Here is a 13,942-nt window from a genome sequence, read left to right on the forward strand (position 1 = left end):
TCGGATTTTGTTGTCTCATTGCAACAATAGCCGCAATGCAATTCTCTCACAAAGTCACTGGGGAAATATATTGTTTTTTATTTAATGACCAGTGTACGGGCATCCAGCATTTGATGCCGCACGGTACGATATTTGCTGACGAAATGGAAAGAAACTGGGGGGTATGTTGCCATCAGTGCTATTTTTGTCACGGACACAACAATGTTGTCGGCGGATACCCCAGGGGGTATGTAGGAGAATGCCTACGAACAACGGAAGAGGAAGGCGGGAAATCTGTTACAAAAGATTACAAAATTTCCCGCCTGGAAAGACTCAGCCGGGCCGTGCCGCCCGCACTGCACGCCCCAGGTCGACGACCGACATGGCATAGAAGTAACTGCGATTGTATTTGGTGATGGCATAGAAGTTATCGTTAGCCACCCAGTATTCCGTCGCCTCGGCGCCGTTTTGCAGGTCGATCAGGCCGTACAGGCGGTCGCCCGGCAGCGTCGTCCCGGTGGTCACGCCCGCTTCGCGCAGCTCTTCCGGGCGCAGGGTGGCTTCCAGGCCGCGCCCGAGCAAGCCTTCCCAGGCGCGTGCCGGCGAAACGTCGGCTGCGAACGCGGTCGGGCCGCGGTGCTCGGCATTCCAGCCATGCTGGACCAGGAAATTGGCCACACTGCCGATCGCATCGGTGGCCGAACCGCGCAGGTCGACCCGGCCGTCGCTGTCGAAGTCGACGCCGTACTTGAGAATATTGCTCGGCATGAACTGCGGCATCCCGACCGCGCCGGCGAACGAGCCCAGCAGCGAGAACGGATCGTAGCCGCGTTCGCGCGCCAGCACCAGGGTATTGGCCAGCTCCTCGCGGAAGAACGCCTTGCGGGCGGCCTGGTTCGGCGCTTCCGGATAGGCGAAGGCGAGCGTGGTCAGGCTGTCCAGCACGCGGAACTTGCCGGTATCGCGGCCATAGATGGTCTCGATGCCGATGATGCCGACGATGATCTCGGCCGGCACGCCATAGGCCGCCTCGGCGCGCGCCAGCGCGTCGGCGTTCTCGTTCCAGAAACGCACGCCGGCGCGGATGCGGATCGGCTCGATGAAGCGCGCGCTATAGGCTTGCCAGTTCTTCGGCTTGCCCGGCGGCGCCGGCTTGACCAGCTGCACGGCGCGGTCGATGAAACGGACCTGGCCGAACAGGGTATGCAGCGCCTCGCGCTCGAAGCCGTGCTGCGTGACCATCTCTTCGATGAACTCGCGCACCGGCAGCCATTCGACGAAGTTCACGTGTTCCGGGTCCTGGTCGGCCGCCAGCGTCATGGCGGCCTGGGTCGAGGTGGTCTGGGGAGCGGCGAGGGCATCGCCATGCGCGCCGGCGGCAAGCGCGAGCGCGGAAAACAGGATTGCGATCGATTTCATCTGACTTGCGACAATAAGCTTTTCAAGGTGGCGGTAAGCCGGGGATCGGTTGTCGGGGGCGCGTAGCGCCAGGCGCTGTAACGACGCAGGAATTCCTGCGCCGCCGCGCGCGTTTGAGGCGCCAGCTCGCTGGCGCCGGCGACCCGCGCCGCGTAGGCGCTCGGTCCTTCGTCCTGCGCGCGCGCCAGGCCCAGTTGGCCGAGACGCTTGCACAGGGTCGAGTATAGAGCATCGACCGGGTGGATTTCCCGGCGGCGGCGCAAAAAGACCAGCAGGGCGAGGCCCAGGGCAACAGACGTTAACAGAGCGATAAAAGGCCAGCCGGACAGTTTGCGCCGCAAGTCGCGCACGACGTCGCGCTGGCGCTCCGGCGTATAGTTGAGCACCCACTGGTTCCAGCCGTTGTTGACGGCGCCGACGGCGTTGCGCAGCTGGGCCAGCCAGGCGTTGGCACCGCCCTGGAACGGATTCATGCCGCGCAGCGCCTCGATGCCGAACGGCGCCGGGCGCGGCACCGAGGCGTCCAGGCCGCGCCGCACGCGCTCGGGCGCTACCGCCGCGGTCGGGTCGACCCGCTGCCAGCCGATGCCCGCGATCCAGACTTCGGCCCAGGCGTGGGCATCGGACTGGCGCACGGTCATGAAGCCGTCGAGCGGATTGATCTCGCCGCCCTGGTAGCCGGTGACCACGCGCGCCGGCACGCCGGCCGCGCGCAGCAGGAACACGAAGGCGCCCGAATAGTGTTCGCAAAAGCCCGAGCGGGTGCCGTACAGGAATTCGTCGACCGTGTGCCGGCCCAGCAGCGGCGGCGCCAGCGTGTATTCGAAGGGCTGCTCGCGGAACTGCGCCAGCACGGCCTCGACCCGCTGCGCCGGATCGGGCAGCCGGCGCAGCGCGCGCCCGGCGGCCAGCGCGCGCGGGTTGAAGCCATACGGCAGCAGCAGCCAGCGGCGCGCGTCGTCCAGGGCCGGCCCGCCCTGGAAGGCGAACTGCAGGTGCGAGCTGGCGCGATAGCGCACCCGGCTGGAGAGCGCCTCGTTCGCGGTCAGCTCGAACTGCGGCGAGAGGCGCAGTTCGTGGCCCGCCACCTGCGGCAGCTCGCCCGGCATCTCCAGCGTCAACACCCAGCGCGACTGCGAGGGTTCCAGCGTGACCTCGTAGTCGACCGGGTCGCCATGCACCGCCAGGTGCAGGTCGCGGCCGGAGGCCTGGCTGGCGCCGCGCGACCAGGTCAGGCCGTCGAAGAAGTCGAGCACCGGGCCGCGCCAGTAGAGCTGGGTCTGCACCGGGGGCGGCGTCAGGAAGCGCACGCGGAAGGCCGGCTCCTCGGACAAGGCCAGGTTCGACATCTGGCCCGGTGCCATCGTATCGGACAGGCCCGAGCGCGAACCGCCGCCTGAATCGCCCGGCATGGTCCACAGCGGGCCGTGGATGCGCGGGAAGACCACGAACAGCACGATCGCGATCGGCAGGGCGAAGGCCAGCATGCGGCCGGCCATCGCCAGGCGGGTGCGCAGCGGCGGCACCCTGCCTGCGAACTGGAACGAAAGTTGAGTCGCAAGCAATAGCAGCACCGAGGCGATCGTCAACAGGGCGGTGCCGATCCCCTGGGAATAGAAGAAGTTGGTCAGCACCAGGAAGAAGCACAGGAAGATCACGACGAACAGGTCGCGCCGCGCATGCATCTCGAGCATCTTGAAGGCGACCAGCAGCACCAGCATCGCCACCCCGGCATCCTTGCCCAGCAGGGTCTCGTAGCTGAACTGCACGCCGGCCATCGCGGCCACCGCCACCGGCAGCAGCACCAGGGCCGGCGGCATGCGCTTGCCGCGCAGGGTGATCGCGGCGCGCCAGGCCAGGGTGGCGCCGCACAGCAGCGAGACCCACAGCGGCAGGTGCAGGGTATGCGGCGCCAGCACCAGCACCGCGCTGGCCAGCAGCAGCAGGGTGTCGGCCTTGTCGCGGGTGAGGGGCGTGGCCGGGAGTTTCATGCCGCGTCCCCCATGTCGTTCTCCAGCCCATGCAGCGCCAGCGCGCGCAGGCAGGCCGCCTGGTGGGCCGCGCCCAGGGCGGCGGGCAAGCGCAGCGCGCCGAGGCGGAAGGCATAGGGCAGGGCGCGGCTTTCCGCCTCCAGCACCCAGCGCGTCAGGCGCGACAGGCGCAGCTCGAGGTCGAGCGTGGCGGGCAAGGCATCGAAGTCGAGCACCAGCTGGTCGCCTCCGCCACCCTCGAAATGCTTCGACACCAGGGCGCCGCCGATGCTGGGGTCGAGCCGGGCGATCTGGCGCCAGGCCAGCTGGCGCGGCGAATCGCCGGCCTGGTAGTTGCGCACGCCGGCGAAGTCGTCGTGGCCGGCGGCGCGCAGGCTGGCCCCGCTGCCCCCGCCCAGCGGCAGGCTCGGCGCGCCTTCCTCGGGGCGCGGATAGACAAGGGCGCGCGCGGCCGGGCGCCAGTAGCTCCAGGCGGTGAACAGGCCGAGCGGAAAGCGCGTCGACAGCTTGACCCGGGCCGGCGCCAGCCAGCCGCGCTGCAGGGTCGGCGCCGACAAGGTCAGGATCGCGTGGTTGCCGGGCGCGATGTCTGCCACGTGGCGCATATCGTCGACATTGGCGACGTCGGCGAAATCGGCCCGGATGGCGTAGCGCGCCAGCCGCGTGCGGTTGAAGACCTGCAGTTCGAACTGGACTTCCTGGCCGGCGAACACGGGCGCGACCCGGCCCTGCTGCAGGGCCAGGTGCGCCAGGTTGCGGTAGGTGGCGACCATGTCGACCAGCGCGCATGACAGCGCAAGAAAGGTCAGGCCGAAGCCCAGGCCGAGCGCATAATTGACCGAGCCGATCAACAGCACCGCCAGCAGCAGGGCAAAGCCCAGGCCGGCCCGGCTGGGCAGGATGAACACGCGGCGCTGCCTGAGCACCACCTCGCCGGCGTCGAGCGTGCCGGCGCGCGGCAGCCAGGCGCCGGTCGCGCGGCGCAGCCGCCCGCGCAGCCCCCAGACCTTCTGCGCCGTCTGCCCCATCAGACCGGGACCGCCTTCTGCAGCTGCAGCACCAGGTCGCGGCTCGCCAGCGCGGTGCCGTGGGCGGCGCGCAGGGGCCGCAGGCGGTGCGCGCAGACCGGCACCAGCACGGCCTGGATGTCTTCCGGGATCACGTGGTCGCGGCCTTCCAGCGCGGCCCAGGCGCGGCCGGCCTGCAGCAGGGCGATCGCGGCGCGCGGCGACAGGCCTTCGGCGAACAGGCCGTTCTGGCGCGACGCCTGGGCCAGCGCCTGCACATAGGTGACCAGGTTGCCTGACGCGTGGATCTCGCGCAGCTGGCGCTGGGCCTGGGCCAGTTCCTCGGGCAGCATGGCCGGCTGGAGGGTCTTGAGCATGCTGCGCCGGTCTTCGCCCATCAGGAGCGCGCGCTCGGCGGCGGCGTCCGGATAACCCAGGCTCAGGCACATCAGGAAGCGGTCGAGCTGCGATTCGGGCAGCGGGAACACGCCGACCTGGTTGGCCGGGTTCTGGGTCGCGATCACGAAGAACGGCTCGGGCAGCGGCCGCGTGACGCCGTCGGCCGACACCTGGCGTTCTTCCATCGCCTCGAGCAGGCCCGACTGGGTCTTGGGCGTGGCGCGGTTGATCTCGTCGGCCAGCAGCACCTGGGTGAAGATGGGTCCGGGATGGAACACGAACTCGTTCTTGTCGCGCTCGTAGACCGAGATGCCGGCCACGTCCGCCGGCAGCAGGTCGCTGGTGAACTGGACCCGGTTGAAGCGCAGGCCGAGCGAGATCGCCAGCGCATGCGCCAGCGTGGTCTTGCCCACGCCCGGCAGGTCGTCCAGCAGCAGGTGGCCGCCGGCCAGCAGGCAGGTCAGGGCCAGGCGCACCTGCTGGTCCTTGCCGACCACGACTTCGTTGACCTGGCGTGCGACGGCGTGCAATTTGTTGAACATGGATTTTCCGTGAATTGATCGATGCGTCGTTCGGCGTGCGCTTGCCATGGCAGCGGACGAGCGGGGCCGCGGCCTGCCGTGGTAGATTAGCGCCATTGGCAAGCTTCATGCCCTGGCCACTGCCAGCCGTTCCAGAAGATTCTATGCGAGAACGGCGGCGCAGGGTGTGAATGGATGAGCATAGTCGGAGACGAGAGCACCATGAGCACAGCGATTTACAGCCACCCGGACTGCCTGCGGCACGAAATGGGCAGCTGGCACCCCGAATCCCCGGCCCGCCTGCAGGCGATCGACGACCAGCTGATCCTGGCCCGGCTGGACGGGCTGATCGAGCAGCGCAGCGCGCCGCTGGCCGAGGTCGAGCAGGTCTTGCGCAACCATACGCAAGGGGCGCTGGCGCTGGTGCGCGACCACGTGCCGGCCACGCCCGGCGACTATTACCCGCTCGACGGCGACACCTCGCTCTGTCATTACAGCTACCAGGCGGCGCTGCGCGCGGCCGGCGCCGCGGTGGCCGCCACCGACGACGTCATCAAGGGCAGCGTCTCCAACGCCTTCTGCTCGGTGCGCCCGCCCGGCCACCATGCCACGCCGACCGAACCGATGGGGTTCTGCTTCTTCAACAACGTCGCGATCGCGGCGCGCCATGCGCTCGAGGCCCACGGACTCGAGCGGGTCGCCATCGTCGATTTCGACGTCCACCACGGCAACGGCACCGCCGACGCCTTCCGCGACGATCCGCGCGTGCTGATGGCCAGCTTCTTCCAGCATCCGTTCTATCCCTACAGCGAGGTCGAACCGGTCACGGCCAACCGCGTCAACCTGCCGGTGCCCGAGCGCAGCGACGGCGAGGCGGTGCGCGCCCTGGTGCGCGAACACTGGCTGCCGGCCCTGCACGCCTTCAAGCCGCAGATGATCTTCATCTCGGCCGGCTTCGACGGCCACCGCGACGACGACATGGGCGGCATGGGCCTGGTGGAGGCCGACTATGCCTGGATCACGCGCCAGATCATGGCGGTGGCGAAAGAGCACGCCGGCGGGCGCGTGGTGAGCTGCCTGGAGGGCGGCTACGACCTGTCGGCGCTGGGCCGCAGCGTGGTGGCGCACCTGAAGGTGATGGCCGACCTCGAGTAGGCAACGGCGCCGGTCGCGGAACTCAGCGGCTCCTCGCGCGCACTAACGCATGACCGGCCTTTGTCCGGCTTGCGTAGAGGAGACGAAGATGAACAAGAAACACACCCTGTGTGCGCTCTGCTTGCTATCAGCCGCCGGCATCGCTGAGGCTGCCAACTACACCCTCTGGATCAACGGCCGCAACAGCGGTGGCAGTCCCGGCAACTACGCCGATTTCCGCTACTGGGGGCCGGACACCACGCCCGCCGGCGTCAACAAGAAGGCCGTCAACTGGGACGGCTACAGCAGCATCTCGTCGCAGAGCCTGCGCGTGCGCGACGCGCTCGACTGCTTCTGCACCGGCCAGAACTGGTGCTATATCGCGGCCTACAGCGCGGGCGAGCTGCTGCTGGGGTACACGCTGGCCAACTTCGGCGGCACCACGCGCGCGGTCAAGAACGCCACGGCCAATGCGGCCGGCGTCTGCGGCGACGCGGGCGGCGTGCAGGGCGGCTGGAACATCAAGTGGGTCAGGACGGCCTCGGGCGCCGCGGGCGGCTCCGAACTGGCCAATGCCGGCGCCTGGACCACCTCCGAGCCGCTGGTGCAAGACCTGCGCACCGGCACCGCGCGCGCCATGTACAACCACAACGACACCCGCAATATCTGGTTCTACCGCTACGCCGGCGCGCGCGGCACCTTGTACTCCTTCCTGCTGCCGGGCCAGGATGACAAGGTGGTGGCCTATCACAGCAGCGGCGGCGCGGCCGGCAACTCCGGCCGTTCGCTCTGCAATCCGGGCGACTGGTTCTGCGACGACCTGCGCTATGGCACCGAACCGAACCAGGGCGGCAGCGTCAAGTGGAGCTGGCACTCGGTCGCCTTCCGCGACGACGGCGAAGACTTCGACCACTACGCCGACGGCAACTGGGAGGGCATCATCGGGGTCGTGCGCCAGGCGATGGTCGACACCGCCAACTAGGGGCACAGGATGGCTTGGCGTCGGCGTTGGCGCTGGCCGGCCGCGGCGGGCGTGGGGGGCTGCATCGGCCTGGGGCTGATCGTCCTGGCGGACAAGGGCGAGGCGGTGCCCGACGCGGCGCCGGCGCCGCAGTCCGCGCCTCCCATTGCCGAGGCGCGGCCCGTCGCGCCTCGGCGTGAAGACCGCGCCGCGCGCCGGCGCCAGCTGGTCGAACAGGTGCGCCTGACCGATCACACCTATTGCAGCTACCTGGCGCATTCGCGCTATCCGCACGATTCGCGGCCGGCCGGCCACCATTCCGACCAGCTGTACCCGAACCAGCCGCTGCTCGAGACCAACCCGATGCGGGCCGAGGGCGGCGACAGCCATCCCGAGGTCCAGCTGCAGACCGCGCAGTCGCGGGTCTACCTGGCGGCCGGCGAAGAGGCCCGCTTCTCGCTGCGCGCGGTGGATGGGGGCGGCCAGCCGCTGCCGCTGGTCGTCACGCGCGCGCTGGCCCAGGGCATGACCTATGGGCCGAGCCGCCCGGCGCCGCAGGTCGCCGTGCCGTTCGCTGAACAAGGCGGCGCCTGGCAGGGGACACTCGCGCCGGCGCAAACGGCGCTGGCGGGTTTTCACGGCACCATCCGGCTCGAGGTGCGCTACCAGGCCGGCGGCCGCGAAGGTTTCGTCCTGTTCGACGTCATTTACTCGCCGCAGTCGCCGGCCACCTGGAGCGGGGCGCCGCGCGAGGCGGTCGACGGCGGCGCGCTGCAGTTCGCGCTGCCGCTGGAGGTGCGCCTGCCCGGACGCTACGTGGTCACGGGCCGCGTCGACGATGCGGACGGCCGCCCGTTCGCGCTGGCCACCTTCAACGAGGTGCTGGGGCAGGGCGCGCAGCAGGTGCGGCTCAGGGTGCACGGCAAGCTGCTGCACGACGGCGCGCCGCGCCTGCCGCTGCTGCTGCGCGACGTCGAGGGCTATCTGCTGCGCGAAAATGTCGATCCCGACCGCCTGCTGTTGCCGCGCCTGGAGGGCAAGGTGTTTGCCAGCCGCACCCGTTCGCTGGCCGGCGTGCCGGATGCCGAGTGGCAGAGCGAGGAACGCAGCCGCTACCTGGCCGAGTACGCGAAAGACCGCGCCGCGGCGCGGACGCGGCTGGCGCGCTTCGATCCGCAGGCGCCGCTGCCGCCGGCCGACTGCGGGAAGGCTCAGTAGGGAAGCAGGGGCAATTGCTCGACCATCGCCGACACCGCGATGGCGCAGCACAGCATCAGCACGCCATACCAGCGCGCCAGCGACCGTTTCAGTTTTTCCCGTACGCGCATTCCCATCTCCGTCTTGTGCAGGCAAGAGAGCAGTGTGCGCGCGGAATATGTCATCAGTGTTGCAATAGCTCAACGGTGTGCGCGATGGAAAGAGGCCTTGTGGCTGCGCCGCTACGTTTGTGTCGACGCTCAGCGTAAAATAGCGCCTTGGACGAAAGATTAAGAGAGCAATAGTATGTCGATTCAATGGTTCCCTGGCCACATGAACGCGGCCAAGCGGGAAGCGGCCGAGCAGATGGAAAACATCGATCTGGTGATCGAGGTCCTCGATGCGCGCCTGCCCGAGGCGAGCTGCAACCCGCTGGTGGAAGAGCTGCGCAAGTTCCGCCAGCGCCCTTGCCTGAAGGTCTTGAACAAGATCGACCTGGCCGACCCGAACGCGACCGCCGCCTGGAAAGCCTATTACGACGCCCAGGACGGCGTGACCGCCTATCCGATGACGACCAAGAAGCCGGCCGACGTCGCCCGCATTCCGGACCTGGCCCTGTCGCTGGCGCCGCATCGCGGCGTGCCGACCAAGCCGCTGCGGATCATGATCATGGGCATCCCAAATGTAGGAAAATCAACACTGATGAACGCGCTTTTAAAGAAGCGCGTGGCCAAGGTGGGCGACGAGCCGGCCGTGACCAAGACCCAGCAGCGCCTGTACCTGAACAAGAACGTGGTGCTGGTCGACACTCCGGGCATGCTGTGGCCGAAGATCGCCATGGCCAGCGACGGCCTGATGCTGGCCGCCAGCCACGCGATCGGCACCAATGCGCTGGTCGAGGAAGAAGTGGCCGAATACCTGGGCGAGCTGCTGCTGCAGCGCTATCCGCAGCTCTTGAGCGCGCGCTACGGTTTCAAGACCGAAGGGATGGACGGCGTGGCTGTGATCGAGGGCGTGGCCCAGCGCCGGGGTTTTCGCGTGCGCGGCGGCGATTTCGATTACGAAAAGGCGGCGCACACGCTGCTGCAGGATTACCGCCAGGGCGCGCTCGGCCGCATCAGCCTCGAGACGCCGGAATCGCGCGCGGCCAGCCTGGCGCAGCACGAGGCCGAGATGGCCGAAAAAGCACGTATCGCGGCCGAGAAGGCAGCCGCCAAGGCCGAAGAAGCGGCGCGCGGCAAGCGCGGGACGTGATCACGCCGCTGGCGTCGCCCCGAACCTGAAACTCGACACCGCCAGATTCCCCATGAACGCGTCTTCATGATAGACGCAGGCGGCCGCCTCCTGTTCGGCCGCCCCCAATGCCACCATCAGTGGAATCAGGTGCTCCTCGCGCGGATGCGCCGCCCGCGCCATCGGCGCCGCATCCCAGCGCAGCAAGGCCTGCTCACGTTGCGCCGGATCGAGTTCGAGCAGCGCGTGCTGCAGCCAGCCGTCGAAAGCGCGTGACGCCTCCCGCCCGTTCGGCCCGAACTGGCGCAGGTTATGGTACGACAACCCGCTGCCGATGATCAGGATGCCCTCGTCGCGGAGCAGCGCCAGCGCACGGCCCGCCGCCAGGTGGGTGGCCGGATCCAGGTCGCGCCGGATCGACAGCTGCACCACCGGCATGCGCGCTTCCGGATAGACCGGGTACAGCATCGAGAACGTGCCATGATCGAAACCGCGTTCGGCGTCCAGCGCGGCCGGGTGGCCCGCGGCCTCGAGCAGGTCGGCCACGCGCCGCGCCAGCGCCGGCTCGCCGGGGGCCGGGTACTTGACCTGGTAGGTATGCGGCGGAAAGCCGCCGTAGTCGTAGATCATGCCGGGCGCCGTGCCGGACGACACCATGAACTGCGGCGTCTCCCAGTGGGCAGTCACGACCAGCACCGCACGCACCGCGTCGCCGGCCTCGGTCCGTAGCGCGGCAAGCGAAGCGGCCAGCTGGTCGTAGGCAGTGCCGTACTGCTCGCGCATCCAAGGCCACGGGCCGCCGCCGTGCGAGACGAAATAGGTGGGTAGACGTGCCATCGAGCGCTCCTGCTGTTGGATTGAAGCGACCATGTTAGCCCAAGCGACGGCGGCTTGCCGGCGGCCGGGCAGCCAGCACCTTGTCAAGGTATAATCGCCCCGTTTTGGTGCTCTCGCGCACGTCCAGGTGCGCGAAGTTAAACGGGAAACACGACATGGCCGCGCCACGCGCCGCCATGGAGGTGTGCTGCCCCCGCAACGGTCAACAAGCGCCGCGCTTCTCATCAAGAGCGTGGCGGACGGTCTCGACAACCACTGCGCCGCTGTACATTCTTTTCTGCGCAGGAAGGTGAGGCCGTCATGCTTGCCAGCCCGGATACCGGCCAAAGCAGGTGGAAGCGCCAGGCGCTTCCGTTGACTCCGGGCTGCGGGGAAGCAGGCCGGTGCCTTTTATCGAGAACACATTCATCATGATTTTTGCAGTTGCACCGCGCCGCGCGCCACTCGCACTGGCTTGCGCCTTCGCCATGTTCGCCCCTCACGCCATCGCCCAGGACAGCGCGCAGTCCTCCTTGCCATCGGTCCTCATCACCGGCCCGCGCTTCCCGGCCCAGGCCACGCCGATCGGCGCCACCGTCATCACCGCGGAGCAGATCCGCAGCGCCGGCGCCCTTGATGTCAATGCGGCGATCCGCAAGATCGGCGGCGTGTTCGGCCGCCAGAGCCTGGACGGCTCGCCCGACTTCGGCCTCGACCTGCGGGGCTTCGGCACCAACAGCGCCCAGAACACGGTGGTGCTGGTCGACGGCGTGCGCCTGAACGAGAACGAACTGGCGCACACGGTGCTGTCGACCATTCCCGTGGACACGGTCGAGCGCATCGAGATCACGCGCGGCGGCAGCAGCGTGCTGTACGGCGACGGCGCCACCGGCGGCGTGATCAACATCGTTACCCGCCGCGGCGCCGGCGCGGGAACGCACGGCTCGTTGTTCGCCGAAGCCGGCCGCTTCGACCACCGCGACCTGCGCGCCTCGATCACGCACGGCGCCGGCCCGTGGTCGTTCGACGCCGCAGTAAGCGACCGCAGCACGGATAACTACCGCGACAACAACAAGTACGAGCAGACCAGCTTCAGTGGCGGCGTGGGGTATGCCTACGCGCCGAACGGCCGCGCCGGCCTGCGTTTCGAGAGTTCGCGCGCCGATTCGCGCCTGCCGGGTTCGCTGAGCGAAGAGCAGTTCCTGACCATCCCGACCCAGAGCAACACGCCGAAGAATTACGGCTCGCTCGATACCGACCGCGTGACCGCGTTCGTCGAGCACCGTGTCGGCGCCTTCGAGCTGGCGGCCGATCTATCGCACCGCGAGCGCGAGGTTTCGTCCACCTACGACTTCGGCGCGCCGTCGACGTCGATCTACGAGGCCGAGCAGACCCAGTTCTCGCCGCGCCTGCGCCACACCCTCGACCTCGGCGACAAGCGCAACGAATTCGTCACCGGCATCGACCTGATCCGCTGGGAGCGCGAGGTTACCTCCAATTTCTCGGCCGGCGACGCGCGCCAGGACTCGAAAGCCTTCTACCTGCGCGACGAACTGCGTTGGAATGCCCCGCACAACGCCCGCCTGGCGGTGGGTGGCCGTCACGAACGCTTCGAGAAGGACTACAGCGACCCGCTGGCCTTCCCGCCGGTCGTGAACGAGCAGCGCAAGCAGTCGCTCAACGCCTGGACCGTGGAAGGCAGCATCGACGTGATGCCGCTCGTGACCGTGTTCGCCAAGGCCGGCCGCAGCTACCGCATCGCCAATATCGACGAAAACAGCTACCGTTCGACCCTGGACGTGCTGGAGCCGCAAACCTCGCGCGACCTGGAACTGGGCGTCAGCGCCGGCCTCGATGCGCGCAAGGTGACCGCGCGCGTGTTCCGCCACCGCCTGACGAACGAGATCTTCTACGACCCGACCATCGGCTATGGCGCCAACACCAACCTCGATCCGACCCGCCGCCAGGGCGTGGAGCTGGAAGGGCAAGCCGTCTTCGCCGACGCCTGGCGCCTGCTTGGCTCGTGGCAGTACGTGCAGGCCGAGTTCCGCGACGGCCCGAACGCCGGCCGCGAGATGGTGCTGGTGCCGAAACACGTGGTCACCGCGCGCCTGGCGTGGACGCCGGGCATTGGTCAGACCGCCGACATCGGCGCCCAGTGGGTCGACAGCCAGCGCTATGGCGACGACTTCACCAACAGCTGCAGCACCCGCATGCCGTCGTTCACCACGATCGACGCCCGCTATGCGCGCCGCTTCGGCCCGTGGGAAGTGGCGCTGTCGGGCCTGAACCTGGCCGACCGCCAGTACTACAGCCAGGCCTACAACTGCCGCGCCGGCATCTATCCAAGCGACGGGCGCCAGCTCAAGTTGTCGCTGCGCTTCGACTTCTGATGCCATGAAGTCCGCGCTGGCGGCCGTGCTGGCCGCAACCTCGGTCAATGTGTTCGCGGCGATCACGGTCGTCGACGACGCCGGGCGCACGGTCACGCTGGCGCGGCCGGCGCAGCGGGTGATCTCGATGGCGCCGCACGTCACCGAGCTGCTGTTCGCGGCCGGCGGCGGGGCGCGCATGGTCGGCGCAGTGGACTACAGCGACTATCCCGAGGCGGCGAAAAAGCTGCCCCAGGTCGGCAGCTTCAACAAGATCGATGTCGAGCGCGTGCTGGCGCTGAAGCCCGACCTGCTGGTGGTCTGGCAGAGCGGCAACCCGACGCGCCAGGTCGAGCAGCTGGCGCGGCTGGGCATCCCCGTCTATTACAGCGAGCCGAGCCGGCTGGAGCAGGTCGGCGACAGCCTGCTGCGCCTGGGCCGGCTGCTCGGCACCGAGCCCGTGGCCCGGCGGGCGGCGCACGACTACGGGGCGCGCATCGCGGCGCTCAGGACGCGCTACGCCGGGCGGCCGCAGGTCGGCGTGTTCTACCAGGTCTGGGACCGCCCGCTGTACACCCTCAACGACGACCATGTCGCCAGCGACATCCTGCGCCTGTGCGGCGGCCGCAACCTGTTCGGGGCCCTGAAGACGATCGCGCCCGAGGTCGGCATCGAGGCGGTGATCGAAGCCGATCCCGAAGTGATCCTGGTCGGCAAGCGCGACGATCCCAAGGACCCCGGCTGGAAGATCTGGCAACCGTACAAGGGCATGACGGCGGTAAGACGCGGCAACCTGTTCGAGATCGATGGCGACCTGACCAGCCGGGCGGGGCCGCGCACGGCCGACGGCGCCGCCCGCATCTGCGCGCTGCTCGAGGACGCGCGCGGGCGCCGGCCTTGACGACTTGACTAT

The 13,942-nt window shown here is 68.6% G+C and carries 11 protein-coding genes and 1 riboswitch; of the genes, 6 read left to right on the forward strand and 5 right to left on the reverse strand.

Annotation, left to right across the window (positions count from 1 at the left end; genetic code table 11):
* Nucleotides 1-312 precede the first annotated feature (312 nt).
* The 4 genes from mltB to ABIB42_RS00320 are packed head-to-tail and all read right to left on the reverse strand — an operon-like array spanning nt 313 to nt 5,337.
* A complete protein-coding gene (gene mltB / locus ABIB42_RS00305) occupies nt 313-1,398 on the reverse strand; it encodes a lytic murein transglycosylase B (protein ID WP_219863049.1) in 1,086 nt (361 codons plus the stop codon).
* Nucleotides 1,395-3,389 carry a transglutaminase TgpA family protein gene (locus tag ABIB42_RS00310; protein WP_429247705.1) on the reverse strand — a complete coding sequence of 665 codons (1,995 nt, stop codon included), beginning with the start codon at nt 3,387-3,389 and terminating at the stop codon, nt 1,395-1,397. The genes mltB and ABIB42_RS00310 overlap by 4 nt, the downstream gene beginning before the upstream one ends.
* Nucleotides 3,386-4,417: a DUF58 domain-containing protein gene (locus ABIB42_RS00315; protein ID WP_184234650.1), complete on the reverse strand. Its 1,032-nt coding sequence runs from the start codon at nt 4,415-4,417 to the stop codon at nt 3,386-3,388. Before ABIB42_RS00315 ends, ABIB42_RS00310 begins: the two co-directional genes overlap by 4 nt.
* Nucleotides 4,417-5,337 (reverse strand): AAA family ATPase, encoded by a 921-nt coding sequence (locus ABIB42_RS00320; RefSeq protein ID WP_005669016.1) that lies wholly within the window; start codon nt 5,335-5,337, stop codon nt 4,417-4,419. Before ABIB42_RS00320 ends, ABIB42_RS00315 begins: the two co-directional genes overlap by 1 nt.
* Before the next feature lie 201 nt (nt 5,338-5,538).
* On the opposite strand from ABIB42_RS00320, the gene ABIB42_RS00325 reads away from it, so the two are divergent.
* From ABIB42_RS00325 to ylqF, 4 genes are all read left to right on the forward strand, one after another.
* The gene (locus ABIB42_RS00325; protein WP_005669018.1) at nt 5,539-6,471 is read left to right on the forward strand and encodes a histone deacetylase family protein; all 933 of its coding nucleotides are present in this window, start codon (nt 5,539-5,541) and stop codon (nt 6,469-6,471) included.
* An 88-nt stretch (nt 6,472-6,559) separates the two neighbouring features.
* Nucleotides 6,560-7,432 (forward strand): hypothetical protein, encoded by an 873-nt coding sequence (locus ABIB42_RS00330; protein WP_429247706.1) that lies wholly within the window; start codon nt 6,560-6,562, stop codon nt 7,430-7,432.
* Nucleotides 7,433-7,441: 9 nt separating this feature from the next.
* A complete protein-coding gene (locus ABIB42_RS00335; RefSeq protein WP_005669021.1) occupies nt 7,442-8,629 on the forward strand; it encodes a hypothetical protein in 1,188 nt (395 codons plus the stop codon).
* Nucleotides 8,630-8,914: 285 nt separating this feature from the next.
* Entirely contained in the window at nt 8,915-9,862 is a 948-nt protein-coding gene (ylqF, locus tag ABIB42_RS00340) for a ribosome biogenesis GTPase YlqF (protein WP_081589963.1), read from the forward strand.
* Here ylqF and ABIB42_RS00345 read toward each other — a convergent pair whose 3' ends face one another.
* Nucleotides 9,863-10,678 (reverse strand): DODA-type extradiol aromatic ring-opening family dioxygenase, encoded by an 816-nt coding sequence (locus tag ABIB42_RS00345; RefSeq protein ID WP_005669027.1) that lies wholly within the window; start codon nt 10,676-10,678, stop codon nt 9,863-9,865.
* An 88-nt stretch (nt 10,679-10,766) separates the two neighbouring features.
* A riboswitch (cobalamin riboswitch) is annotated at nt 10,767-11,020 on the forward strand.
* Between the two features lie 68 nt (nt 11,021-11,088).
* Between ABIB42_RS00345 and ABIB42_RS00350 the strand changes: the two genes are divergently transcribed.
* Both ABIB42_RS00350 and ABIB42_RS00355 read left to right on the forward strand, forming a co-directional pair.
* Nucleotides 11,089-13,050 carry a TonB-dependent receptor gene (locus ABIB42_RS00350; protein WP_040777489.1) on the forward strand — a complete coding sequence of 654 codons (1,962 nt, stop codon included), beginning with the start codon at nt 11,089-11,091 and terminating at the stop codon, nt 13,048-13,050.
* Nucleotides 13,051-13,054: 4 nt separating this feature from the next.
* Nucleotides 13,055-13,930: a cobalamin-binding protein gene (locus tag ABIB42_RS00355; protein WP_184234633.1), complete on the forward strand. Its 876-nt coding sequence runs from the start codon at nt 13,055-13,057 to the stop codon at nt 13,928-13,930.
* The last annotated feature ends 12 nt before the right edge of the window (nt 13,931-13,942 follow it).

Origin of the sequence: Massilia sp. UYP32, from assembly GCF_050434365.1 — a bacterium.
Lineage (GTDB): Bacteria > Pseudomonadota > Gammaproteobacteria > Burkholderiales > Burkholderiaceae_D > Telluria > Telluria timonae.

What these genes read in the sequence shown, in the direction of transcription:
- mltB (WP_219863049.1), bottom strand. Translation starts at nt 1,398, where the DNA reads ATGAAATCGATCGCAATCCTGTTTTCCGCGCTCGCGCTTGCCGCCGGC.
- ABIB42_RS00345 (WP_005669027.1), bottom strand. Translation starts at nt 10,678, where the DNA reads ATGGCACGTCTACCCACCTATTTCGTCTCGCACGGCGGCGGCCCGTGG.
- ABIB42_RS00355 (WP_184234633.1), top strand. Translation starts at nt 13,055, where the DNA reads ATGAAGTCCGCGCTGGCGGCCGTGCTGGCCGCAACCTCGGTCAATGTG.
- ylqF (WP_081589963.1), top strand. Translation starts at nt 8,915, where the DNA reads ATGTCGATTCAATGGTTCCCTGGCCACATGAACGCGGCCAAGCGGGAA.
- ABIB42_RS00330 (WP_429247706.1), top strand. Translation starts at nt 6,560, where the DNA reads ATGAACAAGAAACACACCCTGTGTGCGCTCTGCTTGCTATCAGCCGCC.
- ABIB42_RS00310 (WP_429247705.1), bottom strand. Translation starts at nt 3,389, where the DNA reads ATGAAACTCCCGGCCACGCCCCTCACCCGCGACAAGGCCGACACCCTG.
- ABIB42_RS00350 (WP_040777489.1), top strand. Translation starts at nt 11,089, where the DNA reads ATGATTTTTGCAGTTGCACCGCGCCGCGCGCCACTCGCACTGGCTTGC.
- ABIB42_RS00320 (WP_005669016.1), bottom strand. Translation starts at nt 5,337, where the DNA reads ATGTTCAACAAATTGCACGCCGTCGCACGCCAGGTCAACGAAGTCGTG.
- ABIB42_RS00335 (WP_005669021.1), top strand. Translation starts at nt 7,442, where the DNA reads ATGGCTTGGCGTCGGCGTTGGCGCTGGCCGGCCGCGGCGGGCGTGGGG.
- ABIB42_RS00325 (WP_005669018.1), top strand. Translation starts at nt 5,539, where the DNA reads ATGAGCACAGCGATTTACAGCCACCCGGACTGCCTGCGGCACGAAATG.
- ABIB42_RS00315 (WP_184234650.1), bottom strand. Translation starts at nt 4,417, where the DNA reads ATGGGGCAGACGGCGCAGAAGGTCTGGGGGCTGCGCGGGCGGCTGCGC.